The sequence below is a fragment of the Sphingomonas sp. 37zxx genome (assembly GCF_000786205.1).
GTDB lineage: Bacteria > Pseudomonadota > Alphaproteobacteria > Sphingomonadales > Sphingomonadaceae > Sphingomonas.
The window spans coordinates 60,752-84,833 of the sequence record NZ_JROH01000005.1; the positions used below are offsets into that span (position 1 = coordinate 60,752).

Below are 24,082 nucleotides of genomic sequence, written 5' to 3' on the forward strand. Positions count from 1 at the left end.
GCGCGTTAGCGGGACCAGCCGGGGCTGGCGAGTTAAAGTTACGTTCCTAATACACCAGGGCGACGCATCGCAGATTCATATAATTCGCGATACGCGGCGATCATGCCGTATTCGTCAAACAATTGAGCGGCCTTGATCCGATTCGCATTGCCGATCTTGGCACGCAGCTCGGGATGCTGGACCAGGATCGCCAGCCGATCGCGCAGATGCACTTCGTGCCGGTCGGGGCTTATATAGGGCAGGTTCTCCTCGGAGACCATGTGGCGAATATCGCCGATGTCGGGGGCGACCACGGGCAGCCCGGTCGCCATCGCCTCGATCACCGAAATCGGCTGCTGCTCGCTCTGCGACGACAGTGCGAAGACGTCGAACAGCCCCATATATTTGTGCGGGTCGCGCAGGAATCCGGGCAGGTGCACCCGGTCTTCCATGAACATCCCCTCGGCCGCATCGACGATCGCCTGCCGCTCCGGCCCCTCCCCCACGATCACCAATTCGGTATCGAAGGGGATGCCGCCCACCGCGCGGACCAGCAGCGGCAAATCCTTCACCGGGCGAAGGCCGGCCAGTGTGCCCACCACCGGGCGGCGGCCCTTGCGCCGAAACCCGGGGATCGCGTTGCGGTTCGGTGCGGCGTAATAATTGGCGAGCGCGATGCCGTTGGGAATGCGCCGCACGCGGCCTGCGGGCTGTTTCCAAACCTTTAGCGCGATGTCTTCCAGCCGATGCGATGGCACCACCAACGCATGCGCCACCCCCATCGCCATCCGGCGATAGACATTGCGCATCGGGTTCAGCCCCTTGGCCTCGTCGCTGTTGAACCCGTCTTCATGGTGGATGATCGGCGGCGCGCCCTTGGGGAACACACGCTTGGCCATCACCCCGTCGATCGCGCCCCAATTATAGGTCAGCACCAGATCGAAGCGGCGCATGAAGCCGGCGATTGCCCCATAGCGCGCGACCGATGGCTTGCCGACCAGCGGCGGCGCGTCTTGCGCGATTTCATAGGCGACGCCTGGCGCGATCGCCGCGCGCGCGCCGAGCTGATCGGGCACGCCCGACACGATCGTATGGCGCGCGGCGGCACCAAATGCATTCATCAGCCGCACCGCCCGCGCTTCCTTGCCACCCAGCGAGAAAGACGAATGGAGGTGGAGAATATGGACCGGCGCGCTCAAAGGAGAAGGTCGGGGCGTTCTGGGTTGGCCGAGGGTGCTTCTTCTTCCCCCCTCCCGCTTGCGGGAGGGGTCGGGGGAGGGCTTGTCTCCGAAACGGCCGGTTCGACAGGCCCTCCCCTAGCCCCTCCCGCAAGCGGGAGGGGGACTCTAGCCAGCAGCCGGTCAATCGCCGCCACCACCTCCGGCTCATCCAATGTCGGCGCATGGCCCGTCGCGGGCACCGTCACCAGCTCGCACTGCGGCAGTTCGGCCAGCATCCGATCGGCGACCCCCGCCGCCAAAATATCCGATCGCGCACCGCGCACGATCAGCGTGGGGACGTGCTTCAACTGGCGAAACGCACCCCACATATCCGGTCCCGCCTCGTTGCCGGGCAAGCGAAAGGGTTCGGCGATCTTCATATCGTAATCGGGTACGATCCGCCCGCCGGAAGTAAGCTTGTACAGCCGCTTGGCCATCACCAGCCATTGTTCGACATCATATTCCGAATAGATCGCGGCATTGTTTTCCGCGACCGCGCGCGCCGCATGCATCCAGGTGGGATATTGCGACGATTTGCCGACATAGGTGCGGATCCGCGCCAGCCCCTGCGGGTCGAGTTCAGGCCCGACATCGTTGAGCAACGCGCCGGCCAGCCGCGGACGCCCGGCGGCGGCCAGCAGCATCGTCAATATGCCCCCCAGCGACGTGCCGAACGCAATTACCGATTCCAGTTGCAACTCGTCGACCAGCCGTCCGACATCCTGAAGATAGGTCAATGGTACATAGGTCATCGGATCGCGCGCATAGGCGCTTTCGCCGCGCCCGCGCAGATCGACCGCAATCACCCGCCAATCGCCCGCCAACCGCTCTGCAACGCCCTCGAAATCGCGCGCGTTGCGGGTGAGGCCGGGAATACACAGGATCGCCGGCCGGTCGGCAGGCCCGGCATAATCGCGATAATGCAGGCGAAGCCCGTCATTCGACCACCAATAGGCATCGGTGTAGCGGGCAAGGTTGCGCGAAGCGGCCATCGGCACCCATATCGCCGCATGGCCGATAACACGCAAGCACGACCCGAACGCGCGATCCTGGAATTAGGCGATGCGTTTTACGATCCCGTCCACGCCGCCGATTTTCCCCAGACGATCTTACGCTTCCGCAATGATCGCGCGGCGGCCCAAATCGGGCTGGATGGGTGGAGCGATACCGAATGGATCGCGCATCTGGGTCGGTTCGCTCCGCTGCCGGGTAGCCTCGATACCCCGCTGGCGCTGCGCTATCACGGGCACCAGTTCCGCCAGTATAATCCGGACATCGGCGATGGCCGCGGGTTTCTGTATGCTCAGTTGCGCGACGATCGCGGGCGGCTGATGGACCTTGGCACCAAGGGATCGGGCCAGACTCCGTGGAGCCGCTTCGGCGACGGGCGGCTGACGCTGAAAGGGGCGATGCGCGAAATCCTGGCGACCGAAATGCTCGAAGCGCTGAACGTCGACACCTCGCGCACGCTGTCGGTGATCGAAACCGGCGAAGCACTCGAACGCGGTGACGAACCATCCCCCACCCGATCGGCAGTGCTGGTCCGGCTCAGCCACGGCCATATCCGTATCGGCACCTTTCAGCGGCTTGCCTATCTGCGCGATGCCGAAGCGATGGCGGCGCTGGTCGGCTATGTGCTCCGGCATTACTATGGCGAGGATGATCGGGGCGAGGATTCGGGCGACGATGCCCCTGCCCGCCTGCTCGCGCATGTCGTCGAACGCACCGCGCGGCTGGCCGCCGGCTATATGGCGGCGGGATTCGTCCACGGCGTGCTCAACACCGACAATATCAATATGACCGGTGAGAGCTTCGACTATGGCCCGTGGCGGTTCGCCACGACCTGGGACCCCGCCTTCACCGCCGCCTATTTCGACCATTCGGGGCTATATGCCTTTGGTCGCCAGCCCGAGGCGATCCATTGGGATTGCATGCAATTGGCGGTCGCCCTTCGCACACTTTGTGAAGCCCCGCCGCTGATCGCCCAGCTCGATCGGTTCGCGGCGCTGTATCAGCAAGCGATCGTCGAGGCGCTGCTGTGGCGGCTAGGCGTCGTCCCGCGCGCATCGGCGGACGATGCGGCGTTGGTGAAAGCACTCGAACAGGCGCTGGTCGCTGGCGAGACCTCGATCGGTGCGTTCTTCCATGACAGCTTCGGCGGGGTGGTGCCGCCAAGCTATGGCAAAGCCTTTGCCGAGGTTCGCGCGCTGCTGGCCGAGTATCACCCCCGCAAGGCACGCGACCACGCGCATTGGACCGCCCCGGCCTGCGCCATGCCGATCGAAGAGGTCGAGGCGCTGTGGGATGCGATCGATCAGCACGACGACTGGGCACCGCTCCACGCCAAGATAGCCGTGATCCGGGCGATGGGTGAAGCGTTGGCCTGACTTTTCACGGGCGGCAGACGGACTCAAGCTTGCGGCGCTGCTGGAAACCAATGACGATTTGCGGCACAAGCCCGCGATAACCAGACAAAGAAGGCGTGTAGGTGCTCGGACAGGATCTTTTTTCAACCGAACCGGCAACGGGTGCGGTGCTATGGCGCGGGGTTTCGGGCGATGCCGACGCCGAAGTCACCGCCGCGCGAGCGGGTTGGTCCGAATGGGCAGCGCGGCCGCTGGCATTCCGTGTCGAAACCATGCGCCGCTTCGCCAATGTCGTTCGCAGCCGGCACGAGGCTTTTGCCGACCTGATCGCACGCGAAACCGGCAAGCCGCTCTGGGAGGCACGCACCGAAGTCGATACGGTAGTTTCGAAGGTCGATATTTCGGTCACCGCCTTTTCCGAACGCACCGGCCAGCGCCGGATCGAGGCGCAGATGGGAACGCGGCTGGCGCTGCGGCACAAGCCCCACGGCGTGCTCGCGGTGCTCGGCCCGTATAATTTCCCCGCGCATTTGCCCAATGGCCACATCGTCCCCGCGCTGCTGGCGGGCAATGCGGTGGTGTTCAAGCCTTCGGAAAAGACGCCTGCGGTCGGCGCGTTCCTGGTCGATTGCTATCGCGCCGCCGGGGTGCCCGAAAATGCGGTTCGGCTGCTGCTCGGCGGTCCCGATCAGGGCAAGGCGCTGGCAGGCCATCCGGGAATCGACGGCCTGTTGTTCACCGGATCGGCGCGCACCGGGCTCGCGCTCAACCGTGCCTTTGCCGACAAGCCCGAAAAGATCCTGGCGCTGGAAATGGGCGGCAATAATCCGATCGTGGTGTGGTCCACCCCCGATCTATACGCCGCGGCGGTGCTGGTGGTGCAATCGGCGTTCACCAGCGCGGGTCAGCGCTGCACCGCCGCCCGCCGGCTGATCGTCGATGCCAAGCTGTATGACCCGCTGATCGAGGAGGTGAACAAGCTGGTCGGTCGCCTGATCATCGGCGAACCGCATGCCGATCCCCAGCCGTTCATGGGGCCGGTGATAGACAATGACACCGCCGACCAGCTCACCGAAAGCTTCCTGGCGCTGTCGACCAGCGGCGGCAGGCCAATCCGCTATCTCCAGCGCTCGATCGAGGGGCGACCGTTTCTCACCCCCGGCCTGATCGACATGACCGGCGCTAGCGAGCGCCCCGACATCGAGCTGTTCGGCCCGATCCTGCAAGTGATCCGCACCGATACGTTCGAACAGGCGATCGCCGAGGCGAACAACACCCGCTATGGGCTGTCGGCGAGCCTGGTGAGCCAGGACCCCAAGCTGTATGACCAGTTCTGGGCAAATATCCGCGCCGGCATCGTCAACTGGAACCGTCCGACCAATGGCGCATCATCGGCGGCACCGTTTGGCGGCGTCGGCTGGTCAGGCAATCACCGGCCCAGCGCCTATTATGCGGCGGATTATTGCGTGTTTCCGGTGGTGTCGAGCGAGGCCGAACAGGCACGCGGCAGCATCGGCATCGGCATGCGCGACGGCTGAGGGACTTTGATGACTGACGAAGAATATGCGCTCGATTCGATCCGCAAATGGGCATGGTCGGGTTTCTACACCATTGATGAAGCGCGCGAGCTGCTCGACGAAATCGCCGAGCCCGAAGACGATCTGGAAAAGCTGCACGCCGCGATCGACGCCGCCTTTGCCGAAAAGCTGGCCGCCGAGGCGACATGGGCCGACGAAACCGATTGCGACCGGCTCGACGCGGTGTTCGAGGGGCTGCACGACGACGGCATCTGCGCGCTGCAACATGCCGGCTATACCATCGCCGATGGGCATAGCGACGTGAGCGAAGTGGTGTCGGAAGAAGCCGAGGGCACCTATCACGGCTATTGCTTCTTCCACGGGCAAGATGTCGAAGGCGCGATTGACGGCGCGCCGCTGCACATCGCGTTCGGATCATTGGATACCGAGGCGGCCAATGGCCTGGCCGTAGGCAATGCGGTGTGCGCCGCGTTGCGCGAAGCCGGCTTCACGGTCGAATGGGACGGCACCGCCGGCCAGCGGATGGCGCTGCCGTCGATCCAGTGGCAACGCCGCACGCCGGTTGAGGCGTGATCGCTTGGCGAAGGGGTGAAAGAATCCCTTCCCCTGCCCCAAAGCAACATCGGTTGCTGCCCTGCCGTCCGATGACCATTTAGCGTTCATGGCCAATCCATCCGATCCAACCGCGCGCGGGCGAGCCATTCTGGTCGGCGCAGGCCCTGGCGATCCGGGCTTGCTTACCGTGCGAGCGGTCGAAGCGCTGCGATCGGCCGACGTCGTCATCCATGACGGCTTGGTCGATCCGCGCGTACTCGATCTGGCCCCCGCCGGGGCGCAGCGCATTTCGGTTGCCAAGAAACGTGCGCGCCACACCGTGCCGCAGGAAGGCATCAACGCGCTGATCGTCGATCATGTCCAGCGCGGCGCGATCGTCGTGCGATTGAAGGGCGGCGATCCGTTCATTTTCGGACGTGGCGGTGAAGAAGTCGAAGCGGTTCGCGCGGCTGGGCTTGGGGTTGAGGTAATCCCCGGCGTGTCGGCGGCCCTGGGCTGCGCCGCAGAAGCGATGCTGCCGCTGACCCACCGCAATTATTCAAGCGCGGTCAGCTTCGTCGCTGGTCAGTGCAAGGGCCTCGCCGATCAAAATTGGTCGGGCCTTGCCGGGCAAGGGCGCACCCTGGTCATCTATATGGGCGTGGCGACCGCCAGCGACATCGCCGAAAAGCTGATGGGCGAAGGCGTCGCCCCCGACATGCCGGTGGCGGTGCTCGAACGCGGCACCTGCGACGACAGCCGCGCGCTCAGGACATTGCTGGCCGATCTTGGGCCGATGGTCGATCGCGAGCGGGTGGCCAGCCCCGCAATCATCGTGGTTGGCGAAGTGGTCGAACTATCCGACGCGCAGGACAAGCTGCTGCGCTGGGCCAAAGTGGCGGAGAATGTTGCGTGAAGATACTGACGGGCAATGATTTAAAGACCGGCGACGTCGTATGGTGGACCGGCTCTGGCTGGTCGCGCCATGTCGAGGATTCAGCCGATGTCGGCGAAACCGGCGAGGCTCTTGCCCGCCAGGAAGAGGCCGCGCGCCGAGTCAACGTGCCTTATGTCATCGACGCCAGCATGACCGCCGAAGGCCCCCGCCCGGCGCATATCAAGGACCGCGTCCGCGCGCTCGGGCCGACCATCCGTCCCGATCTGACGTTGAAGCCTGCCGATCCGTCGGCGGGCAATTGGGTAATCTGAAATGTACCAATATGACCAATATGACCAGAACATGGTCGATACCCGCGTCGCCGAGTTTCGCGACCAGGTCGAACGCCGCCTGTCGGGCGAACTGAGCGAGGACCAGTTCAAGCCGCTGCGGCTGATGAACGGCCTGTATCTGCAGCTCCACGCCTATATGCTGCGCGTCGCGATTCCTTATGGCACGCTCGACAGCCGCCAGATGCGGATGCTTGGGCACATCGCGCGCAAATATGACCGTGGCTATGGCCATTTCACCACGCGGCAGAATTTGCAGTTCAACTGGATCAAGCTGGAGGATACGCCCGACATCCTCGCCGAACTGGCGACGGTCGAAATGCATGCCATCCAGACTTCGGGCAATTGCATCCGCAATATCTCGTCGGACCAGTTTGCCGGGGCCGCCGCCGACGAGATTACCGACCCGCGCCCCTGGGCTGAGCTGCTTCGCCAATGGAGCAGCTTCCACCCCGAATTCAGCTATTTGCCGCGCAAGTTCAAGATCGCGGTGATCGCCGCCAAGGAAGACCGCGCCGCGATGCGGTTACACGATATCGGCATTGAGATTGTCGAGCGCGATGGCGCACATGGCGCGCGCGTGTTCGTCGGCGGCGGCATGGGCCGCACCCCGATGATTTCGTCCGAGATCAGCGAATTTGTGCCGCTGTCGGATTTGCTTAGCTATCTCGAAGCGTGCCTGCGCGTCTACAATCGCTACGGCCGCCGCGATAATATGTACAAGGCGCGGATCAAGATCCTGGTCCACGAGATCGGGGCCGACGAATATCGCCGCCAGGTCGAGGAAGAATTCACGCACGTAAAGGCGCTGGGCATCGACCCGCCCGCCGCCGAGTTCGAGCGGATCAAGGCGTTCTTCGCGGCCCCCGCTTTTGCCGCCGACGCGCCCGACACGCTCGATCGCAGCGACCCCGATTTCGCCGTTTGGCTTGACCAGAATGTTAAGCCGCACAAACAACCGGGCTATGCGATCGCAACGATCAGCCTGAAGCCGACCGGCGGCATTCCGGGCGATGCCAGCGCCGACCAGATCGACCTGATGGCTGACCTAGCCCAGCGCTACAGCTTTGACGAACTGCGCGTCACGCACGCACAGAACATCGTCCTGCCGCATGTCCGCAAGGCCGATCTGTATGCGGTATGGCAGGCGCTGCACGAAGCGGGGCTGGCCGAAGCCAATCTCGACCTCATCAGCGACATCATCGCCTGCCCCGGCCTCGACTATTGCAGCCTCGCCAATGCCCGCTCGATCCCGGTCGCGCAAAAGATCGCGAGCCGCTTTGCCGATCTCGATCGACAGCGCGAGCTTGGCGAATTGAAGCTCAAGATTTCGGGCTGCATCAATGCCTGTGGCCACCACCATGCCGGCCATATCGGCATCCTGGGCGTCGATAAGAAAGGCCTGGAAAACTACCAGCTATCGTTCGGTGGTTCGGGGGCTGAGGACGTCAGCCTCGCGAAGATCACCGGCCCTGGCTTTTCGGAGGACGGCGTCGTCGACGCGGTTGAAAAGGCCACTGACGTCTATCTTGCCAAGCGCGAACAGGGCGAACGTTTCGTCGACACCTATCGCCGCATCGGCATGGAACCCTTCAAGGAGGCCATCTATGGCCCTGCATGACATTGCCAATTCGGTGGCCAGCGAAGAAACGCTGCTGCGTTTTCGCGACGACGAACCCCATGACGAGCCGGCGGTGACGCTCGAATCATTCCTGGGCCAGTCGAACGCCACCGCGGTGCGGATCGAAGCCGGCGAGGACGCACGCGCGCTGCTCGGGCATCTCGATCGGATCGCGCTGATCGAAATCGGCTTTCCTACCTTTCGCGACGGGCGCGGTTATTCGGCGGCGCGGGTGCTGCGCGAGGCCGGTTATACCGGCGAATTGCGCGCCGAGGGCGGCGTCTTGGTCGATCAACTGCCACTGATGCGGCGCTGCGGGTTCGACAGTTTCGCCCCGGCGGCGGCGATCGACGGTGCCGCGCTCGAACGTGCGATGACGCGGTACGACAATGTCTATCAGGCAGCCGCCGACGGGCGCGCGCCAATCTGGAAATTGCGGCATGGCTAATGCGCTTCTGCGTCCGATCGACCGGATCGACACCGGCCCCCGCTTCACCGCCGCCGACGCGCATCGGCTGAACAACCTGTTTCGCGGCCGCGACACGGTGGCGATGCTCCGCGCGGTGCTGGGTGAATCGATGCTGGGCGATGTCGCGATCGTGTCGTCGTTCGGCGCTGAATCGGCGGCATTGCTGCACCTGATCGCAAGCGTCGATCGCACTGTGCCGGTGCTGTTCCTCGACACCGAAAAGCATTTCCCCGAAACGCTGCTATACCGCGATCAACTGGTCGAGCGGCTGGCGCTGACCGATCTTCGCATCCTGCGCCCCGATCCCGAAACGCTGGCAAAGCGCGACGAGACCGGGCTGCGCTGGTCCTATGATCCCGATGGCTGCTGCGAAATCCGCAAGGTGGTGCCGCTGGCCCGCGCGCTTGCCGGGTTCGACGCCACGGTCACCGGGCGCAAGGCATTCCAGGCATCGACCCGCAACGCGCTGCCACGGTTCGAACTGGACGGATCGGATGATTTCGGCCGGCTCAAGCTCAATCCCCTGGCCACCTGGAGTCAGGCCGACCTGACCGACTATTTCACGGCGCACGACCTGCCCGTGCATCCGCTGGTCGAGCAAGGCTATCCGTCGATCGGCTGCGCGCCCTGCACCAGCAAGGTCGCACCGGGCGAAGATCCGCGATCGGGCCGCTGGAAGGGCTGGGACAAGGTAGAGTGCGGCATTCATTCGCCGGTGGGCGACGGCGACCCCGACCAGCCTTCGTTCTGAGACACCCCGCCCGGCTGCCGGGCCGGTAGCGCGGGCCGCCCACATCGCGGCCCGCCTCGCGCAATGTCCTGCGCGCACTTGCGAAACAACGGCTTTGCTCGTACTGGCCGTGCGTCCGCTGGACCTGGGGCTTACCAGGTGGCTCGGCCCGGCGCCTATCCCCGGGATAACCTTTTGGCATCGGCTGTCCGCCCTCCGTCATCGTAACCGCTTATCGTCGAGCGCTTGAACGACCGGTGCTGCAAGCATTTTCCAAGGTTTTTCAATGCCCTCTTTAGCTTCGCTGCAACGCGAATGGCTTTCCAACCCGCGTGGTGACATCCTCGCGGGTATCGTCGTGGCGCTTGCGCTGATTCCCGAAGCCATCGGCTTTTCGATCATCGCCGGCGTCGATCCGCGCGTCGGATTATATGCCTCCTTCTCGATCGCGGTGATTATTTCATTGGTCGGCGGTCGACCGGGCATGATCTCTGCGGCTACTGCCGCCATCGCGGTGCTGATCCTGCCGCTGGTGCGCGATCATGGCGTCGAATATCTGTTCGCCGCGACCATCTTGATGGGCGTCATTCAGTTGCTCGCGGGCTTTCTGCGGCTGCATCTGCTGATGCAATATGTGTCGCGGTCGGTCATCACCGGCTTCGTCAACGCGCTGGCGATCCTGATCTTCATGGCGCAATTGCCCGAACTGACCGGGGTCGCGCCGCTCACCTATGTGCTGGTCGCAGGCGGGCTGGCGATCATTTATCTCTTCCCGCGTCTGACCAAGGCGGTGCCGTCGCCGTTGATCGCGATCGCGGTGCTGACCTTGCTCGTTTGGTATATGGGCTTTGACGTCCGCACCGTGGGCGACATGGGCGAGCTGCCTTCGTCGCTGCCGGCGTGGCTGATTCCGAACGTGCCGTTCACGTTCGAAACCTTCCAGATCATCCTGCCCTATTCGGCGACGATGGCCGCAGTCGGCCTGCTCGAATCGATGATGACTGCGCAGATCGTCGATGACCTCACCGACACCGGATCGAACAAGCAGCGCGAGATGAAGGGCCAGGGAATCGCCAATTTCTTCACCGGCTTCCTGGGCGGCATGGGCGGCTGCGCCATGATCGGCCAGTCGGTGATCAACGTGAAGTCGGGCGGCCTGACGCGGCTGTCGACGATGGTGTCGGGCGTGTTCCTGTTGTTCCTGTTGCTGGTGCTCGGCTCGGTCGTCGCGATCATCCCGATGGCGGCGCTGGTCGCAGTAATGATCATGGTGTCGATCGGCACCTTTAGCTGGCGCTCGATCACCGATGTGCGTCGCCATCCCTGGCAATCGTCGGCGGTGATGCTGGCAACGGTCGTCATCACGGTGTGGACGCATGATCTGGCGCAAGGCGTGCTGGCGGGCGTGATCCTGTCGGGCCTGTTCTTTGCGAGCAAGGTCAAGCGGCTGTTCGTCGTCACGTCCGACCTGTCGGCCGAAGGTGCCACCCGCACCTATCGCATCGCGGGCCAAGTGTTCTTCGCCTCGTCCGACGCCTTCGCCGAAGCATTCGACTTCAAAGAGGTTCTCGACCGCGTCGTGATCGACGTCAGCGATGCGCATTTCTGGGACATTTCGGCGATCGGCACGCTCGACAAGGCAATTCTGAAATTCCGGCGTGAAGGCACCGATGTCGAGGTGATCGGGCTGAACGAGGCAAGCGCATCGCTGGTCCAGCGTTTCGCGATCCACGACAAGCCGGGTGCCCAAGCGCAACTCGGCGGCCATTGATAGGAAATTGAATATGCAAAATATTCTCGCCTGTATCGACGCATCTAGCTACGCCAACAGCGTCTGCGACCTCGCAGCCTGGGCCGCAAAGCGGCTCGAAATGCCGGTCGAACTGCTCCACGTCGTCCAGCGCAAGGAATCGGTGACCGCGCGCGGTGACTTGTCGGGCGCGATCGGCCTCGGGGCCAAGACCGACCTGATGGAAGAATTGGTGCGACTGGAGGAAACCGACGCACGGTTACAGGTCGAACGCGGCCGGGCGCTGCTCAAAGCCGGGGAAGCCCGATTGCGCGAAGGCGGCGTTACCGAGGTTCGCGTGCTCCATCGGCATGGCGGCATCGTCGAGACGATCCTTGAGCAGGAAGCCGATGCGCGCGTGGTCGTAATCGGCAAGCGCGGCGGCAGCCACGAATTCGCGACCGACCATATCGGGTCAAAGATCGAGCGCGTCGTGCGTGCCAGCACCAAGCCGATCCTGATCGCCAATCGGGCAGCGCAGGCACCGCAAAGCGTGGTCTTTGCCTATGACGCCAGCCCAGCCGCCGATCGCGCGCTGGAACGGCTGGTCAATTCGCCATTATTTGCTGCCATGCCGGTGCATATCGTCATGGCCGATAGCGAAAACGACGCCCACCGACAGGCGCTCACAGCAGCCACCAGCCAGTTGGAGGCCGCGCACGCGGTCACCGCGACGTTGGAAAAGGGCAAAGCCGAAGAGGTCATCGCTGACATCGTCGCCAAGACGCCGGGGGCGATGCTGGTGATGGGTGCCTATGGCCATTCACGGCTGCGCACGCTGATCGTCGGCAGCACCACGACGGCGATGATCCGCACCGTCCACGCGCCGGTTTTTCTGGTGCGATAAACGCGGGAGGTTGCCCCGCATCGATCGCGGGGCAACCAAAGCATCGCGGCGAGCATTGTGGCAGCTCCAGTCTCTATGCTGGCGGCGCAGTAGATTCGGCAATTGCGATGATGCTCGATCGGATCGATTGAGTTTACTGGCAGGCGCTCAATAGATCGTTACGCTGCCGACGAATAGATCGTCCATCACCTTGCCTGATCCAGGTTAGTGGTATCCGCTTATTCTGTTGTGCGGGAACATCGTCGCAAATTGCCCGTTATTCCAGCACCTCCTGACAGAACTGGAATATCCCGATGTTCATGCACAACAAACGGTTGCAATATACCGTGCGCGTTGCCGAACCAAACCCTGTATTGGCATCTTTAATGCTGGAGCAGTTCGGCGGTGCCGATGGTGAACTCGCAGCAGCGATGCTCTATTTCACGCAAGGATTGGGCGAACTCGATCCAGGTCGCAAGGATCTGTTGATCGACATCGCTACCGAAGAGCTTAGCCATTTGGAAGTAATCGGTTCGATCGTCGCGATGTTGAACAAGGGTGCCAAGGCACAGCTTGCGGAAGCCTCGATGGAAGAAGCCGAACTCTATCTGTCGATGACTCGGGGCGGCAACAGCCATACCCAGTCGTTGCTACACGGTGGCGGCCCTTCGCTGACCAACTCGTCGGGCGTGCCGTGGACCGCCGCCTATATCGACAGCCGCGGCGATCCGACGTGCGATCTCCGCTCGAACATCGCCGCCGAGAGCCGCGCCAAGGTGATTTACGAGCGGTTGATCAACATCACCGACGATCCCGGCATCAAGGATGCGCTCGGCTTCCTGATGACCCGCGAAATCGCGCACCAGAAGTCGTTCGAAAAGGCGCTGTACGCGATCGAGGACAATTTCCCGTCGGGCAAGCTGCCGGGGATCGAGAAATATGCCAATGTCTATGTCAACACGTCGCAAGGCGAAGGCGACATGAACGGCCCGTGGAATTCGGGCGATCAATGGGAGCGGATCGACGATCTGGCGCAGACCATGCCGTTCGATGATGGCGATGGTTCGGCTTCGGTAGTACTCGACAAGGCCGACGCCATGGCCGCCGAAAAGCTTGCCGTCCGCACTGCGTCGGTGCCGACCGGCGATCCGACGACGGGCGTCGATCTGGGCGCAGGCGCGGGTGCCGGCCGGATCACCGGCGACGACAAGGGCGCTGCTGCCGATGTCGACGACGCCGTGAGAATGGCCGACGCGATGTAATGCCACGGCCCGCCGATCGGGTATCGGCGGGCCGTTTTCCGGTTACAGCCTGGGGATAGTGGCAGCGCAGCACTGGTATATCCCGCATCAAGCCGTCTATCGACAGATGTGCCGCTCAATCGCGGCCAGTCGAGGAAGACGCGAATGTCGCTGAAGATCACCCTGCTACCGGCGGAGGGCGTAGCCGCGCCACGCCGCAATCGTTGGTATAACCTGCTATACGCACAGGTGCTGCTCGCGATCGTCGCGGGAGTGGCGGTCGGCCATTTCTACCCGGCCACCGGCGAAGCGCTCAAGCCGCTGGGCGATGCCTTCATCAAACTGGTCAAGATGATCATCGCGCCGGTGATCTTCCTGACGATCGTCACCGGCATCGCCGGGATGCGTGACCTCGCCTCGGTCGGACGGGTGGCGGGCAAAGCGTTCGCTTATTTCCTTTTCTTCTCCACCTTCGCGCTGGTGATCGGGATGGTGGTGGGCAATCTTGTCCAGCCCGGCGCGGGGATGAACATTGACCCAGCGACATTGGATAGCGGCGCGGTCGCGACCTATGCCGCCAAGGCGCAGCAATCGACGCTGACCGGCTTCCTGCTCGCGATCATTCCCGACACCTTCACCGGCGCTTTGACGCAAAGCAACATCCTGCAGGTGCTGTTCGTCGCGATCCTGTTCGGCGTCGCGCTGGCGCTGGTCGGCGATCGGGGCGAACCGGTGCTCAACCTGCTCGAAGACGTCTCGGCAGTCTTCTTCAAGCTCGTGTCGATCGTCATGCGCGCGGCGCCGGTGGGAGCGTTCGGCGCGATGGCGTTCACCATCGGTGCCTATGGGCTGGGAACCCTCGCCAACCTCGCGGCGCTGGTGGGCACCTTTTACCTCACCGCCTTGCTGTTCGTAATCGTCGTGCTGGGCAGCGTCGCCCGACTGTGCGGCTTTTCGATCTTCAAGCTTATCGCCTATCTCAAGGCCGAATTGCTGCTGGTGCTGGGCACCTCGTCATCCGAAAGCGCGCTACCGTCGCTGATCGAGAAGATGGAGCGCGCGGGCTGCCCCAAATCAATCGTCGGGCTGGTGGTGCCCACCGGCTACAGCTTCAACCTCGACGGCACCAACATCTACATGACGATGGCGGCATTGTTCATCGCGCAGGCAACCAATGTCGACCTGACGATCGGCGAGCAATTGCTGTTGCTGAGCGTCGCAATGCTGTCATCAAAGGGCGCGGCGGGGGTCACCGGGGCGGGCTTCATCACGCTGGCGGCAACGCTGTCGATCGTGCCGTCGGTGCCGCTGGCGGGCATGGCGCTGATCCTGGGGGTCGATCGCTTCATGTCCGAATGCCGCAGCCTGACGAACTTCATCGGCAACGCCGTGGCGACGGTAGTCGTCTCGCGCTGGGAAAATGCGCTCGACCAGCCACAGTTCGACGCGGCGATGCGCGGCGACCTGCCTGCCATCGGGGCGATCCCCCAGGGTGCCGCGTCGATCGACTGAGCGGCGTTATAGTTCGCGCAGCGCCCGCGCCGGGCGGGCATTGAGCACCGGCAGCGCCCCCAGCACGCCGATGACCGTGGTCACCACAACACCCGCCGCCAGCGTCGCGCCGACCGCGCGATAATCGGGCAGCCATTCGAAGCTGAACAATTGCGTCACGACATACCATGCGCCGCCCAAGCCCAGCGCGAGGGCGAGCGCGGCCAAAATCGCGCTCAGCAGCAGATATTCGATCGCCTGCACCCACAACACCTGCCCGCGCGTCGCGCCCAGGGTCTTGAGGATCACGCTGTCATAGGTCCGCGCCTCGCGCGTCGCGGCGATCGCGCCCACCAGCACCGCCAGCCCCGCCAGGATCGCGACCGAAGCCGCAGCGGCAATCGCGGTCGCCATCGCGCCGACAATGTCGCGCACCTGCGCCAGCACCCCGCCAACCTCGATCACCGAGATCGAAGGGAATCGTGGCACGAGCGCGTTCAGCACCGCCCGCTCGCGCCCCTTGGGCAAATCGATCGTCGCCGCCAGGTTATGCGGCGCGTCGGCGATGGCATTGGGGCTGAATACCAGCACATAGTTGAAGCCCAATGTGTCCCAATTGATCTTGCGGAACGACGCCACGCGCGCGGTACGCTCGACGCCGAGCAAGCTGACGCTGATCGGATCGCCAAGCTTCAGGTCGATCGCCTCGGCCAGCCGTTCATCGACCGAAACTATGGGCGGACCGCTATAGTCGCGCGGCCACCAGCTTCCCGCCACGAGTTCGCTGCCTTCGGGTAAGGTCGCCGCATAGGTCAGCCCGCGTTCACCGCGCAGCGCCCATGCCCCTTCGGGAAGCTCCTCCAGGTCAGCGACGCGGACATCGCCATAGCCGGTGATCGTGCCGCGCATCGCAGGGACGGTCTTCACTTCGGCGCGCGGCTCGATCGCGGCGATGGTCGCGCGGAAATCGGCTTCGCGCGGCGGCGGCACGTCGAGCGCGAACAAAGCGGGCGCGCGCTGCGGCACCGAGCTTGCGATATTGCCGTCGATGCTGGTGCGGATCGCCGCCAGCAATACGAAGAGCGTGAGGCCAAGCCCCAGCGCGACGACCAGCGCGCCGGTGCGCGATCCCGGCCGATGCAGCGCTGCAATGCCCAGCCGCAGCAACGGGCGACGCGACCGTGGCAGTCGCGCGGCGGTGCGCCGGACCAGCACGCCGACGCCAGCCAACAGCAGCAGCACCGCAGTAACGGCGGCAAGGAAGCCGGCACTGAGCAACGGCTGCTCGGCAGTCGCCAGCGCCAGCGCGAGGATCGCCGCACCGGCACCGCCCACCCAGGGCAGCGAATGCCGCCAGGGCACCGGACGCTCACCGATCACCCCGCGCAGCAACCCCGCGGCGGGCACACGCCCCGCCGCGATCAACGGGCGCGCGGTGAACGCCAGCGCGATCAGCAGGCCATAGGCAGCCGCCAGCATCAACGGCAGCAACTGCACCTGAAATTCGGGCGCGACCGGCAGCACGTCGCCCGCCGCCCACACGATCAGCGGCACCGCGACCACGCCCGCCAGCAGCCCGGCAGCGATCCCGGCCACAGCGACCACGCCGATCTGCAACAGATACACCCGCGCAATCACCCCCGATGTCGCGCCGAGCACCTTCAGCGCCGCGATACTCCCCCGCCGCGCCGCGAGATACGAGGTCACGCCGTTGCCGACGCCGATTCCCGCGATCACCAGCGCCGACAGCCCTACCAGCAGCAGGAACTGCCCCATCCGGTCGATAAAGCGCGCGGCGCTGGGCGATGCACGTTCGCGCGTCTTGGTTTCCCAGCCGGCGACCGGGAACGCCTTGTTCCACGCCTCCTCGACGGTCTTGGGATCGCGCGAGTCGGGCATCTGGATGCGGTAGCGCGTGGCATACAGGCTGCCCGGCTGGACCAGCGCGGTGCGCGTTATCCCGCCCAGCGATACCATCGCGACTGGCCCCAGGGTGAAGCCCTCGCCCAATCGGTCAGGCTCGTCGGCGATGATCCCGCCGACGGTGAAGCTTGCCGATCCGATGCGGAAGCGACCGCCCTGCCCCACGCGCAGCCGATCGGCGAGCGCGGGTGCGATCCACACCGTCCCGGCATCGGGCGCGCCAACACTGCGACCGTCGCGCAGCGTCAGCCGGCCATAGAGCGGATATTCGCCATCGACGCCCTTCAGGTCGATCGGCACGATGCGCGGACTGCCCGGATCGCCGCCGACCGCCGTCGCCTGCATCCGCACGCTCTGCGAGACGTTGCCCAGCCGCGCCATCGCCGCGCGTTCGGCATCATTGGCCTCGCGCTGCGAAATCTCGAACTCGACATCGCCGCCCAGGATCGTCTGCCCCCGCGCCGCGAGTTCGCCGCCGATCGCCTGCGTCAGGCTGCCGATCGCCGCCAGCGCCCCCACGCCCAAAAACAGGCAGGCAAGCAACAGCCGAAGCCCGCGAAACCGCAGGCTCAATTCGCGCCGCGCCAGCCGCCAGGCGATTCCCCAATCGCTCACGCCGCGCGATCCTCGACGATCAGGCCGTCGCCCAGCGTCACCACCCGGTCGCAGCGTACTGCAAGCGCCGGATCATGCGTGATGATGACGAGCGTCGCCCCCGCCGCCGCCTGCCGCTCGAACAGCAAATCCATGATCGCAGCCCCCGTGGCGGTGTCGAGATTGCCGGTGGGTTCGTCGGCGAACACCAGATCGGGGCGCGGCCCCAGCGCGCGCGCAATCGCCACGCGCTGCTGCTCTCCGCCCGACAATTGGCTGGGATAATGGCCGATGCGATGGCCCAAACCCACCGCCGCCAGCTCGTCATCGGCGCGCTCGAAGGCGTCGGCCACCCCCGCCAATTCCATCGGCACAGCAACATTCTCGCGCGCGGTCATCGTCGGCAGCAAGTGGAAGGCCTGAAGCACGATGCCGATCCGCCCCCGCCGCGCGCGCGCCAGCGAATCCTCGTCGAGCGTCCCGAAATCCAGCCCCGCCACCGCGACGCTGCCGCCGGTGGCGCGCTCGAGCCCCGACAATATCGCCATCAGCGACGACTTGCCCGACCCCGATGGTCCCAGCAGAGCGATGCTTTGACCACGCGGCACCGCCAGGTCGATACCGCGCAAAATCTGCGTCGCCGCATCGCCGCTGCCTAGCGTCAGCGTGACATCGCGCGCATCGATGACCATATCGCGCTGCTGTGGGGAATGCATGGAGTGAGCTTGACCTTGGCTAGTTTGAACAAGCGATATGTGGCGGCAGCGGCCATTCTCCAAACGATATGCTTGAATGGCTGCGGCGATCCCGCGCTGCCAGTGGCGGATAACGCGGCTGCAATGGCGGGAAAGACGGCGGCCACCGTGCGTCCGGCAGGCGAGGAAAAGCTGATCCTGGCGTTCGGCGACAGCCTGTATGCGGGCTATCAATTGGGACGCGGGCAGAGCCTTCCCGATGCGGTGCAAAACCGGCTTCGCGCCGACGGCATCAACGCAACGCTGGTCAATGCGGGCGTATCGGGCGACACCAGCGCGGCGGGCCGTCAGCGTCTGGCCTTCGCGCTCGACAATCTGCCGCGCAAGCCAGACCTCGTGCTGTTGGGGCTAGGCGGCAACGACGTGCTGCGCCAGATTCCCGCTGCCGAAACGCGCGCCAATCTGGTGGCGATGCTCGATGAATTGCGGCGGCGCGAAGTGCCGGTGGTGCTTACCGGCATGGTCGCCCCGCCCAATCTCGGCCCCGAATATGTCTCCGCGTTCAACGCGATCTATACCGATCTGGCCAGGGAATATGGCGCGGCGCTGTACCCGTTCATCCTCGACGGCGTGATCGGCAACCCCGCGCTGATGCTCCCCGATCGGATCCACCCCAACGCCAAGGGCGTCGAGCGAGTCGCCGATCGGGTGACCCCGCTGGTGGCACAGCGGCTAGCCGACTGACGGCAGCGCCGCGACGAAGGCGCGTGCCCGCTCGCCGACTTCAGCCGCGGTCATGCCGGGGGCATAGAGCGCCGACCCCAGCCCGAACCCGGCCGCGCCCGCCTCGCGCCAAGGCCCCATCGCCTCGGGCGTGATGCCGCCAACCGGCAGCATCCGAACATCCTTGGGCAGCACTGCGCGCATCGCCTTCAGCACCTTGGGGCTTGCAGCCTCGGCGGGGAATAGTTTCAGCGCCGCCGCCCCCGCCGCCAGCGCGGCAAAGGCTTCGGTGGGGGTGCCGATCCCCGGCATCGCCACCAGCCCGCGCTCGGCCGCCGCCGAGATCACCGCAGGATTGGCGTTGGGGGCGATGATCAGCGTGCCGCCGGTCGCCTCGACGCGCAGCACATCCTCGACCGTCAGCACCGTCCCCGCGCCGACCACCGCGCGATCGCCGAAACGGCGGGCGAGCAATTCGATGCTCGCGAACGGGTCGGGGGAATTGAGCGGCACTTCGATCAGCGTGAACCCCGCCTCGACCAGCGCATGGCCGATCGCCTCGATCTCGTCGGGGCGAACCCCGCGCAGGATCGCCACCAATGGGCAGGCGGCAAAGGCGGCGTCGAAACGGTGGAGATTAGTCATCGGGCAAGCTCCCAAAGCTGTGTGACGCCGGCAAGAAACGCGGCTTCGCTGTCGATCGCGACCGATTGGCCGCCCAGCGTCGAAATAGCGGCGGCATAGAGCGCGCCCAGATTGGCATCTGCGAGCAGATACACCGTCACACCCGCCCCTATCCTTGCGGCGACATCGGCCCCGATCAGCAGCCCGCTGGCATAACTCGCGGCATCGGCATCGTCGCGCAAGCCAAGCACGCTGGCGGCGCGGACGCCGAACAGGCTGGCGGCGAGGTCGCGCTTGGCCCCTTCGCGCACGCCGTCGACGAAGGCGTCGCCGGGCGTGACCTCACCCATGAGCTGCCCCTTCAACACGCTATGCGTCCGCAACAGCGCAAAGAGTTCGCCGGTCATCGCGGTGGTGAAGCTGGCAATCCGCCCCGCCGCCACTGTCGCCCATTTGCAATGCGTGCCCGGCTGACACACCAGCGCATCGCCCGGCACCATGCCAGCCGCCACCGCGCCGAGGATCTGCAATTCCTCGCCGCGCATCACGTCGCCCTGCGTGCCCTGCACGATCGAAACCCCGGGCACGATGCCGGTGCGATCGTCGATCCACTCGACTGCCGCGACCAGATCAGCGAGCCCCGCCGGCGCGCTGGCATAGGCAACGCTGCGCCAGCCGATCGTCGATCCGACCATGCCGCCCAGCAACATCGGCAGATCGCCCAGCCGCTCGCGCAGGCCTGCCACTTCGCCAGGATACGCCTCGGCAGGCGTCGCCGCAGCCCCCGGCCCGCCGCGCTCGCTCGCCGCGACGATGCCGCCCTCGATCCGATAGGCGCGGCGGTTGGTGGTGCCCCAATCGACCGCGATGAATGCGTCGGTCATCGGCTCACCACATCGACGCATAAAGCGCGATCACGACGCCGACGATCGCGAACGCGGCGACGTTGAAGCTTGGCGTGGTGCGGAAGCTCACCCCCTCGGCGGTGATCCGGTCGCTGCCCGCAGCCCCCGGCTTTACCAGCGACAGGACAACGGCGAGCACCAATGCGATGATGAACACCAGCCCCATGCGGTTGATAAACGGCATGTCGGGCATCCCCACCTTGAACAGATAGGACAGCACCACCGATGCGACCGCGGCGGCGATTGCGCCCCATTCGCTCGCGCGCTTCCAGAACAGCCCCAGCAGGAAGATCACCGTGATCCCCGGCGTGAAAAAGCCCGAAAACTCCTGGATGAACTGGAACGCCTGGTCCGATCCGCCGAGCAAAGGCCGCGCGGTGAACAACGCGATCACCGTCGCCACCGCCGCCGACGAACGACCGATCAGCACCAGATGCTTTTCGCGGCCCGTCCGCGCCGCACCGTCTTCGGCGACGGTCGGGATGTCACGAAACTTCGCGTACAGATCGAGCGTGAAGATCGTCGCGATCGAATTGATCTTCGACGCGGTCGAGGCGACCACCGCCGCCATCAGCGCGGCGAACACCAGCCCCAGCAGCCCCGACGGTAGATAGCGCATCATCGTGGGATAGGCTTCATCGGCAGGATTCAGCCCCGGCGCGAGGATCACCGCCGCCAGCCCCGGCACCACCACGACCAGCGGCATCAGCAGCTTGAGGCCCGCGGCAAACACGATGCCCTTTTGCGCTTCGGCCAGATTCTTGGCCGCCAGCGCGCGCTGGATGATATATTGGTTGAACCCCCAATAGCTCAGATTGGCGATCCACATGCCACCCACCAGCACCGCGATGCCGGGCAGTTCCTGATAGCCGACTTCGCCGGGCTCTAGGATCATGTTGAACTTTTCGGGCGCACGATCGAGCAGCACCCCGAAACCGGCCAGCACCCCCTGCCCGCCACCGACTTCGTTGAGCGTCAACGCCGAGATCGTCAGGCCACCGAACACCAGCAACGTCACCTGAACGATGTCGGTCAACGCCACCGCCTTCAGCCCGCCGTAAAGCTGGTACAGCAACGCGAACAGCCCGAGCCCGAACAGCGCGACCATCTGATCGACGCCCGCGACCTTGTTCACTGCGATCGAGCCGAGCCACAGGATCGCCGTCAGGTTCACGAACACGTACAGCGCCAGCCAGAAGATCGCCATCAGCGTCCGGATCGAGCTGCCATACCGCTGCTCTAGGAACTGCGGCATCGTGTAGATTTCGTTCTTCAGGAAGATCGGCAGGAAGAATTTGCCGACGATCAGCAGCGTGATCGCCGCCATCCATTCATAGGATGCGATCGCCAGCCCCATGACATAGCCCGATCCCGACATGCCGACGATCTGTTCGGCCGAGATGTTGGCCGCGATCAGCGATGCGCCGATTGCCCACCAGGGCAGTGACTTCGACGCCAGGAAATAATCGCTGGTGTCTTTTTCCTTACCGCCTTTTTCGCGCGACACGAACTGCGCCAGGCCGAAGATGAAGATCGCATATACGATCACCACGACCAGATCGATCGTCGAAAGCCCCATAGCTGCGCCCCTGTCCCGCATGGTTGCTGAAATCTCGCCGGTATTTATACGATAAAATGCTAGTGTCGAGCATCGAAGCGAGTGACAAAGTCGCGTGCATGCATAAAACACGGCCCAGATGGGGATGAGAATGACTGACGAGGATATCGCTGCCGCGCGGCCCGAGCTGGGCCGCAATCTGACGCACGGCATGCTGGAGCTGCTGGGCCGCGCCATCGTGACGGGGGCATATGCCGACCGGCCCTTCCCGACCGAGGCCGAAATCGCCAAGGTACACGGCGTCAGCCGATCGGTGACGCGCGAAGCGGTGAAGATGTTGACCGCAAAGGGATTGGTCAGCGCGCGGCCGCGCCAGGGCACGATCGTTCAGCCGGCCAAGGCGTGGAACCTGTTCGATCCCGATGTGCTGCGCTGGCTGCTCGAACGCAAATTCTCGGTCGAATTGCTGCGCCAGTTCAACCAGCTACGGATCGGCATCGAACCTGCAGCGGCAGCGCTGGCGGCCCAATTTCATGACGCCGCCGACCTGCGCGCGATTCGCGGCGGGCTGGATGCGATGGCGGCGGCAGAAGCCGGCGACGGCGACGCGCTCGAGGCGGACATCGCCTTTCACCTGGCGATCCTGCGCGCGTCGAAAAATCCGTTCTACGAACAGTTCCAGATGGTCGTCGCGACTGCGCTGCGAACGTCGATCCGCTTCACCAACAAGATCAAGGGCCGGTCGGCCAACATCGTCGATCACCGGGCGGTCGCCGACGCGATCGAACGGCGAGACCCCGAGGATGCCCGCCGCGCGATGACCGCCATCATCGGCGACGTGCTGGTGCTGATCGCCGAGCGCGACTGACCGCTTTCGTCACGGTGCGACGCTTCGGCCTTCATCGGCGGATCGTCGCGACGCCTCGATCACGCGCATGACGTCTATTGCCTGCGACACCGGCACTGGATTGGGACCGTCGCCGGCGATCATCGCCGCGACGCCGGCATAGAAGGCGGGGTAGTCCCCTGGATCACACGGCGCGTCGCGGGTTTCGACGCCCGCACCCTCGCCCACCAGCGACAAATGCGCGGGCACGCGATCGATGCCCCAGCCCTCCGCCCCTGGCAGGGTGCCGGCTCGCAGCGCATTTTCCTGCGGATCGAGGCCGTGCTTGATCCAGCTGCCCTTGGTCCCGTGGACCGCAAAGCGTAGCGCCGACGCAGGCATCATCATGCTGGCGTGCAGGATCACCCTAAGCCTGGGATACACCAACGTGACATGGGCATAATCGGGGGATTGGCCGCCGGGTCGCTGAATGGCGAAATCGGCGATCACGCGATCGGGCAGGCCGAACAACACCAGCGCCTGATCGATCAAATGCGGCCCCAGATCGTTCCACACCCCTGCCCCTGCATGTTCGCGCCAGCGATCGATCACCTGCGGGCGGAAGCGATCGAAATGGCTTTCGAACTGGATCACCTCGCCCAACGCGCCTTGGCCGATCAACCGGCGCAGCGTCAGGAAATCGGCATCCCAACGGCGGTTGTGAAACACCGTCACGCTGCGGCCCGCCGCATCGGCGGCATCGGCCACCGACTGGGCATCGACCAGCGTCAGTGCGAACGGCTTGTCGACCACCACATGCCGCCCCGCCCGTAGCGCGGCGATAGCCTGCTCGGCATGCAACGCATCGGGGGTGGCAATCACCACCAGATCGATCGCATCGTCGTCAAGCAGCGTTGCCAGATCGGGCACCACTTGCATTCCCGGCAAATCGGCCCAGACCTTGGCAGGGTCACGCGACACTACCGATCGCAGCGTGAGGCCCGGTGCTGCTCCGATCAGCGGTGCGTGAAACACCCTGCCCGCCAGACCATAGCCGACCAGTCCGACTCCAAGCATTCCGGCCATTTCGTTTCTCCTATCCGCCCCACTACAATGCAAAAGGGCGGTCTATCGGACAATGTTCGGCGTGACGCTGTATATCCTTGCAACGCCTGACCCACCGGATTCCGGGCTTTTGAACGC

At 64.7% G+C, this 24,082-nt stretch carries 21 protein-coding genes, 1 pseudogene and 1 other annotated feature; of the genes and pseudogenes, 14 read left to right on the forward strand and 8 right to left on the reverse strand.

The features are described from left to right. Positions 1 to 38: 38 nt before the first annotated feature. On the reverse strand, positions 39 to 1,178 hold the full coding sequence (locus tag QU44_RS03315) for a glycosyltransferase family 4 protein (RefSeq protein WP_033920078.1): 1,140 nt from the start codon (positions 1,176 to 1,178) through the stop codon (positions 39 to 41). 143 nt (positions 1,179 to 1,321) lie between these two features. Beyond that, a pseudogene (locus QU44_RS03320) lies at positions 1,322 to 2,191 on the reverse strand (alpha/beta fold hydrolase); the annotation flags it as partial. A gap of 18 nt (positions 2,192 to 2,209) precedes the next feature. Between QU44_RS03320 and QU44_RS03325 the strand changes: the two are divergent. From QU44_RS03325 to QU44_RS03380, 12 genes are all read left to right on the forward strand, one after another. Next, positions 2,210 to 3,586 (forward strand): protein adenylyltransferase SelO family protein, encoded by a 1,377-nt coding sequence (locus QU44_RS03325; protein WP_033920079.1) that lies wholly within the window; start codon positions 2,210 to 2,212, stop codon positions 3,584 to 3,586. Between the two features lie 101 nt (positions 3,587 to 3,687). Continuing rightward, positions 3,688 to 5,103: a succinylglutamate-semialdehyde dehydrogenase gene (gene astD, locus QU44_RS03330; protein WP_033920080.1), complete on the forward strand. Its 1,416-nt coding sequence runs from the start codon at positions 3,688 to 3,690 to the stop codon at positions 5,101 to 5,103. A gap of 9 nt (positions 5,104 to 5,112) precedes the next feature. Beyond that, positions 5,113 to 5,676, forward strand: a complete 564-nt coding sequence (locus QU44_RS03335) for a DUF6891 domain-containing protein (RefSeq protein ID WP_033920081.1) — start codon at positions 5,113 to 5,115, stop codon at positions 5,674 to 5,676. A gap of 88 nt (positions 5,677 to 5,764) precedes the next feature. Then, positions 5,765 to 6,553, forward strand: coding sequence for a uroporphyrinogen-III C-methyltransferase (gene cobA, locus QU44_RS03340; protein WP_033920082.1), 789 nt, complete (start codon positions 5,765 to 5,767; stop codon positions 6,551 to 6,553). Continuing rightward, a complete protein-coding gene (locus tag QU44_RS03345; RefSeq protein ID WP_033920083.1) occupies positions 6,550 to 6,846 on the forward strand; it encodes a DUF2849 domain-containing protein in 297 nt (98 codons plus the stop codon). Before cobA ends, QU44_RS03345 begins: the two co-directional genes overlap by 4 nt. A 1-nt stretch (position 6,847) precedes the next feature. After that, positions 6,848 to 8,485 carry a nitrite/sulfite reductase gene (locus QU44_RS03350; RefSeq protein ID WP_033920084.1) on the forward strand — a complete coding sequence of 546 codons (1,638 nt, stop codon included), beginning with the start codon at positions 6,848 to 6,850 and terminating at the stop codon, positions 8,483 to 8,485. Continuing rightward, on the forward strand, positions 8,472 to 8,933 hold the full coding sequence (locus QU44_RS03355) for a DUF934 domain-containing protein (RefSeq protein ID WP_052134290.1): 462 nt from the start codon (positions 8,472 to 8,474) through the stop codon (positions 8,931 to 8,933). The genes QU44_RS03350 and QU44_RS03355 overlap by 14 nt, the downstream gene beginning before the upstream one ends. Continuing rightward, a complete protein-coding gene (locus QU44_RS03360; protein WP_033920085.1) occupies positions 8,926 to 9,705 on the forward strand; it encodes a phosphoadenylyl-sulfate reductase in 780 nt (259 codons plus the stop codon). The genes QU44_RS03355 and QU44_RS03360 overlap by 8 nt, the downstream gene beginning before the upstream one ends. A 117-nt stretch (positions 9,706 to 9,822) precedes the next feature. Beyond that, positions 9,823 to 9,877 (forward strand) — a sequence feature (sul1 is cis-regulatory element that is thought to sense ions involved in sulfur or methionine metabolism; They are found in Alphaproteobacteria). 93 nt (positions 9,878 to 9,970) lie between these two features. After that, positions 9,971 to 11,455: a SulP family inorganic anion transporter gene (locus QU44_RS03365; protein WP_033920086.1), complete on the forward strand. Its 1,485-nt coding sequence runs from the start codon at positions 9,971 to 9,973 to the stop codon at positions 11,453 to 11,455. A gap of 13 nt (positions 11,456 to 11,468) precedes the next feature. Further along, positions 11,469 to 12,320 carry a universal stress protein gene (locus QU44_RS03370; protein WP_033920087.1) on the forward strand — a complete coding sequence of 284 codons (852 nt, stop codon included), beginning with the start codon at positions 11,469 to 11,471 and terminating at the stop codon, positions 12,318 to 12,320. 299 nt (positions 12,321 to 12,619) lie between these two features. Further along, entirely contained in the window at positions 12,620 to 13,561 is a 942-nt protein-coding gene (locus tag QU44_RS03375; protein WP_231621605.1) for a manganese catalase family protein, read from the forward strand. Between the two features lie 144 nt (positions 13,562 to 13,705). Beyond that, positions 13,706 to 15,052 carry a dicarboxylate/amino acid:cation symporter gene (locus tag QU44_RS03380; protein WP_033920089.1) on the forward strand — a complete coding sequence of 449 codons (1,347 nt, stop codon included), beginning with the start codon at positions 13,706 to 13,708 and terminating at the stop codon, positions 15,050 to 15,052. A 6-nt stretch (positions 15,053 to 15,058) separates the two neighbouring features. Here QU44_RS03380 and QU44_RS03385 read toward each other — a convergent pair whose 3' ends face one another. Continuing rightward, positions 15,059 to 17,569, reverse strand: coding sequence for an ABC transporter permease (locus tag QU44_RS03385; RefSeq protein WP_033920090.1), 2,511 nt, complete (start codon positions 17,567 to 17,569; stop codon positions 15,059 to 15,061). Beyond that, positions 17,566 to 18,264, reverse strand: a complete 699-nt coding sequence (locus tag QU44_RS03390) for an ABC transporter ATP-binding protein (protein WP_033920091.1) — start codon at positions 18,262 to 18,264, stop codon at positions 17,566 to 17,568. The genes QU44_RS03385 and QU44_RS03390 overlap by 4 nt, the downstream gene beginning before the upstream one ends. Before the next feature lie 123 nt (positions 18,265 to 18,387). Between QU44_RS03390 and QU44_RS03395 the strand changes: the two genes are divergently transcribed. Further along, entirely contained in the window at positions 18,388 to 18,987 is a 600-nt protein-coding gene (locus QU44_RS03395; RefSeq protein WP_231621594.1) for an arylesterase, read from the forward strand. On the opposite strand, the gene QU44_RS03400 is transcribed toward QU44_RS03395, so the two are convergent. Genes QU44_RS03400 through QU44_RS03410 form a run of 3 tightly spaced genes read right to left on the reverse strand, consistent with a single transcriptional unit; the run spans position 18,976 to position 22,074 of the window. Beyond that, positions 18,976 to 19,611 carry a 2-dehydro-3-deoxy-6-phosphogalactonate aldolase gene (locus tag QU44_RS03400; RefSeq protein WP_033920093.1) on the reverse strand — a complete coding sequence of 212 codons (636 nt, stop codon included), beginning with the start codon at positions 19,609 to 19,611 and terminating at the stop codon, positions 18,976 to 18,978. The genes QU44_RS03395 and QU44_RS03400 overlap by 12 nt on opposite strands. Beyond that, a complete protein-coding gene (locus QU44_RS03405) occupies positions 19,608 to 20,474 on the reverse strand; it encodes a 2-dehydro-3-deoxygalactonokinase (RefSeq protein ID WP_033920094.1) in 867 nt (288 codons plus the stop codon). Before QU44_RS03405 ends, QU44_RS03400 begins: the two co-directional genes overlap by 4 nt. A gap of 4 nt (positions 20,475 to 20,478) precedes the next feature. Next, entirely contained in the window at positions 20,479 to 22,074 is a 1,596-nt protein-coding gene (locus tag QU44_RS03410; RefSeq protein ID WP_033920095.1) for a sodium/sugar symporter, read from the reverse strand. A gap of 130 nt (positions 22,075 to 22,204) precedes the next feature. Here QU44_RS03410 and QU44_RS03415 point away from each other — a divergent pair, with 130 nt between their 5' ends. Next, complete coding sequence (locus tag QU44_RS03415; protein ID WP_052134291.1) at positions 22,205 to 22,921, forward strand: FadR/GntR family transcriptional regulator; 717 nt, start codon at positions 22,205 to 22,207, stop codon at positions 22,919 to 22,921. Between the two features lie 9 nt (positions 22,922 to 22,930). Here the strand turns inward: QU44_RS03415 and QU44_RS03420 are convergent, their stop codons facing one another. Then, the gene (locus tag QU44_RS03420; RefSeq protein WP_033920096.1) at positions 22,931 to 23,965 is read right to left on the reverse strand and encodes an oxidoreductase; all 1,035 of its coding nucleotides are present in this window, start codon (positions 23,963 to 23,965) and stop codon (positions 22,931 to 22,933) included. Positions 23,966 to 24,082 lie beyond the last annotated feature (117 nt).

Bases quoted from the DNA above. Each gene is read 5' to 3' on its own strand.
- QU44_RS03375 (WP_231621605.1), top strand. From the start codon at position 12,620: ATGCACAACAAACGGTTGCAATATACCGTGCGCGTTGCCGAACCAAAC.
- QU44_RS03415 (WP_052134291.1), top strand. From the start codon at position 22,205: ATGACTGACGAGGATATCGCTGCCGCGCGGCCCGAGCTGGGCCGCAAT.
- QU44_RS03335 (WP_033920081.1), top strand. From the start codon at position 5,113: ATGACTGACGAAGAATATGCGCTCGATTCGATCCGCAAATGGGCATGG.
- QU44_RS03395 (WP_231621594.1), top strand. From the start codon at position 18,388: ATGGCGGGAAAGACGGCGGCCACCGTGCGTCCGGCAGGCGAGGAAAAG.
- QU44_RS03410 (WP_033920095.1), bottom strand. From the start codon at position 22,074: ATGGGGCTTTCGACGATCGATCTGGTCGTGGTGATCGTATATGCGATC.
- cobA (WP_033920082.1), top strand. From the start codon at position 5,765: ATGGCCAATCCATCCGATCCAACCGCGCGCGGGCGAGCCATTCTGGTC.
- QU44_RS03360 (WP_033920085.1), top strand. From the start codon at position 8,926: ATGGCTAATGCGCTTCTGCGTCCGATCGACCGGATCGACACCGGCCCC.
- QU44_RS03325 (WP_033920079.1), top strand. From the start codon at position 2,210: ATGGCCGATAACACGCAAGCACGACCCGAACGCGCGATCCTGGAATTA.
- QU44_RS03355 (WP_052134290.1), top strand. From the start codon at position 8,472: ATGGCCCTGCATGACATTGCCAATTCGGTGGCCAGCGAAGAAACGCTG.
- QU44_RS03365 (WP_033920086.1), top strand. From the start codon at position 9,971: ATGCCCTCTTTAGCTTCGCTGCAACGCGAATGGCTTTCCAACCCGCGT.
- QU44_RS03380 (WP_033920089.1), top strand. From the start codon at position 13,706: ATGTCGCTGAAGATCACCCTGCTACCGGCGGAGGGCGTAGCCGCGCCA.
- QU44_RS03400 (WP_033920093.1), bottom strand. From the start codon at position 19,611: ATGACTAATCTCCACCGTTTCGACGCCGCCTTTGCCGCCTGCCCATTG.
- QU44_RS03420 (WP_033920096.1), bottom strand. From the start codon at position 23,965: ATGGCCGGAATGCTTGGAGTCGGACTGGTCGGCTATGGTCTGGCGGGC.
- QU44_RS03405 (WP_033920094.1), bottom strand. From the start codon at position 20,474: ATGACCGACGCATTCATCGCGGTCGATTGGGGCACCACCAACCGCCGC.
- QU44_RS03390 (WP_033920091.1), bottom strand. From the start codon at position 18,264: ATGCATTCCCCACAGCAGCGCGATATGGTCATCGATGCGCGCGATGTC.
- QU44_RS03370 (WP_033920087.1), top strand. From the start codon at position 11,469: ATGCAAAATATTCTCGCCTGTATCGACGCATCTAGCTACGCCAACAGC.
- QU44_RS03350 (WP_033920084.1), top strand. From the start codon at position 6,848: ATGTACCAATATGACCAATATGACCAGAACATGGTCGATACCCGCGTC.